The sequence below is a fragment of the Sulfitobacter sp. genome (assembly GCF_041552635.1).
Classification (GTDB): domain Bacteria; phylum Pseudomonadota; class Alphaproteobacteria; order Rhodobacterales; family Rhodobacteraceae; genus Sulfitobacter.
The window spans coordinates 1-3,008 of record NZ_JBFEKM010000288.1; the positions used below are offsets into that span (position 1 = coordinate 1).

At 60.2% G+C, this 3,008-nt stretch carries 3 protein-coding genes; all 3 read right to left on the reverse strand.

What is annotated here, in order from left to right; translation table 11 throughout:
- Positions 1–80 precede the first annotated feature (80 nt).
- Entirely contained in the window at positions 81–515 is a 435-nt protein-coding gene (locus ABYT07_RS20115; RefSeq protein WP_372993786.1) for a hypothetical protein, read from the reverse strand.
- Positions 515–1,249 carry an SDR family oxidoreductase gene (locus ABYT07_RS20120; protein ID WP_372993787.1) on the reverse strand — a complete coding sequence of 245 codons (735 nt, stop codon included), beginning with the start codon at positions 1,247–1,249 and terminating at the stop codon, positions 515–517. Before ABYT07_RS20120 ends, ABYT07_RS20115 begins: the two co-directional genes overlap by 1 nt.
- Before the next feature lie 3 nt (positions 1,250–1,252).
- Positions 1,253–3,008, reverse strand: a 1,756-nt coding sequence (locus ABYT07_RS20125) for a DUF3458 domain-containing protein (protein WP_372993788.1), incomplete at its 5' end; no start/stop codon positions are given.

Below are 3,008 nucleotides of genomic sequence, written 5' to 3' on the forward strand. Positions count from 1 at the left end.
GGGGCGCATCAAGAGTTGGTGTTTGGCGCATTGGCTGGATGCCTTCGGCGAGGATATTTAAGAGCCAGAGAAGCAGGGAATCATTGTCTGAGGCTGAAATGGTGACGCTCGGTTTTGATGTCTTTGGCGTTCAGGGCATGTTCGAAGTCTTGGTGGGGCGGTGTCGCCTCAAACGGTATCCGGATTTTGCGGCGGTTTTTCAGGATCACCGTTGCGCGGACCGAAAAGTCCAACCGTGTGTCAAAGCGGGTCTTGTCGATCTCTGCCAAGGTGATCTGTGCGTTGCGCGACCCGCTGTGCCAGCACAGGTCGCTGTCCGTCAAGGTCAGGCCTGCTGAGGGGTTTTTGATCACATCCCACACCGCGGGCAGCGTGAAAGCCGCAATAAGGCCAAGGATCAACAGGTCGGCGTTCAGCCAGATCCGCGCGGAAAGCAGCACCAGCCAGATTGCGGGGACCAGCATCATGGTCGCCCGACTGCGACCTTGGCGTTTGAACGTATAGGGGGCGGTCACTAGCGCCCGCCGCTGACATCCAGCGTCGTACCCGTGATATAGCTGGCCGCATCCGACAGCAAAAACAGGGTAGCAGAGGCGACTTCGGCTGCGGTACCAACGCGCTGCATCGGGATGTTTTTCGCCAGTGTTTGCGCGCGGTCGGGTGCGCCCGCTTTGGCATGTATTTCGGTTTCGATCAGGCCGGGGCGGATCGCATTGACGCGGATGCCTTGAGCGGCAAGTTCATTGGCCAAACCTTTGGTAAAGGCGTCGATGGCGGCTTTGGAGGCGGCATAATCCACGAATTCATTGGCCGACCCGAGCCGCGCGGCGATGGAGCCCATGTTGACGATGGCACCGTTGCCCTGCGCCTGCATCCGCGCGGCCGCGGCTTGGGCGACCATCATGGCACCGATGACATTGACATCGAACATGCGTTTAAGGCGGGCGTGGTCCATCTGGGCAACCGTGGCAAGCTGGTCGACGATCCCTGCATTGTTGATCAGCGTATCCAGGCGGCCATAGGTCTGGTCGATCTGTTCAAAGATACGCGCCACATCAGCGGGGGTGGCAACGTCGCCTTGGCACAGCAAGACGCGTGCGCCATGGGCTTTGGCATCTGCGGCGACTGCTTCGGCCCCCGTAGTGTCGGACCGAAAGTTTAGGGCAAGATCATAGGTTGGGGCCGCGAGCCGCGCGCAGGCCGCACCAATGCCAGCAGAGGCACCGGTGATGAGCAGTATTGGACGCATCGCTTAGGCCCCCCTGATCCGGGTTAACATTTCTGTGGTATCGCGCGACAACTCGGGTTGCGCGAGAATGCGGTCGAGTTCGGCTTTGATCAGCGTCTGCCGGTCCGCGTCATAGCGTTTCCATGTCTGGAAGGCCGAACACATACGCGCTGTGGTTTGTGGATTTAGCGGATCAAGCTTGATCAGCCAATCGGCCAGCAGGCGGTAGCCCGCGCCAGACGCATGATGGAAACCAGCGTGATGCGCGGCAAAGGCCCCCAGTACCGAGCGGAAGCGGTTGGGGTTTTTCCAATTGAAATCGGCGTGTTTGGTCAGGGTTTCGACGATCTCGTGGGCTTCTTCGGGGTCGGCTTCCATCACTTGCAGGCCGAACCATTTGTCCATCACCAGACGGTCGTCTTTCCACTGCGCCTCAAACGCTTTTAACGCGCCGCTGCCTTCGCCCGCGCGGATCAGGTTTGCCAAGGCGCTCAGCTGCTGGGTCATGTTATCGGCGGCATCGTATTGCTTTTGCGCCATGGCGGCACCTTCGGTGCGGGTCAGCAAGGACAAGGCTGCATTGGCGAGCGACCGTTTGCCGGATTGTGCAGCGTTGGGTTCATAGTCGTCCGTTACTGTGTGGCGCATATAAAGCGTCGGCAGCAGGTTGGCATAGGACTTGGCCATCGCGTCGCGGGTCGCCTCGACTGCGGCATAGATGATGTCAGGGTCGGGGGTGTGGCCGTCTTCGGCCAAGGCGCGGGCCAGATCGGATTGCGAGGGCAGGCTTAGCATCAGCGCACGGTAGGCGGGATCAAGATGTTCGTCGCTGATCACGGCGCGGATGCCCTTGAGCCAATCCTTGTTGGGTTTCTTACCTTCAAGGATCATCGCCATCAGCGAGGTGCGCGCCAGAATGCGGCCCTGTTCCCAGCGATTGAACGGATCGGTGTCATTGGCCAGCAAATGGGCGCGGTCCGCATCTGTTAGGTCTTGGGTCAGCACCACGGGTGCGGAAAAGCCGCGCAGGATGGATGTCGTGGGGCGGGTACCCAGATTGTCGAAGACAAAGCTTTGTTCGGCTTCGGTCATTTCCAGCACCAGAGTGGGTTCAACCTCGTCGCCGTCTTGATCAATCAGGCCAACGGCGATGGGCAGCACCTGCGGCTGCGGGTCAGGGGTCGCAGCACTGGGCGGAGTGTGCTGTTTGAAATGCAGCGTCAGCGTGCCGTGGTCCCAGTCTTCGGTCACAGAGAGATGCGGTGTGCCGGCTTGGGAATACCAGCGTTTGAACTGGGTCAGGTCGCGGCCCGTGGTGTCCTCGAATACGCGCAGCCAGTCTTCGATTGTGCAGGCCTGGCCGTCGTGGCGCGTGAAATAGAGGTCAAGCGCATCTGAGTACGCCTTGTCGCCGACCAGCAGTTTCAGCATACCGATGACTTCGGCCCCTTTTTCATAGACCGTCGCGGTGTAGAAGTTGTTGATTTCCTGAAAGCTGTCAGGCCGCACGGGATGGGCCAGCGGGCCTTGGTCTTCGGGGAACTGGCGCGCGCGCAGGTCGATCACGTCGCCGATGCGCTTGACGGGGCCCGACCGCATGTCGGACGTGAACTGGCTGTCGCGGTAGACGGTCAGCCCTTCCTTGAGGCACAGTTGGAACCAGTCACGGCAGGTGATGTGGTTGCCGGTCCAGTTGTGGAAATACTCGTGCGCGATGATCGCCTCGATCCGTTCAAAGTTCATGTCGGTCGAGGTTTCAGGCGACGCCAACACGGCAGAA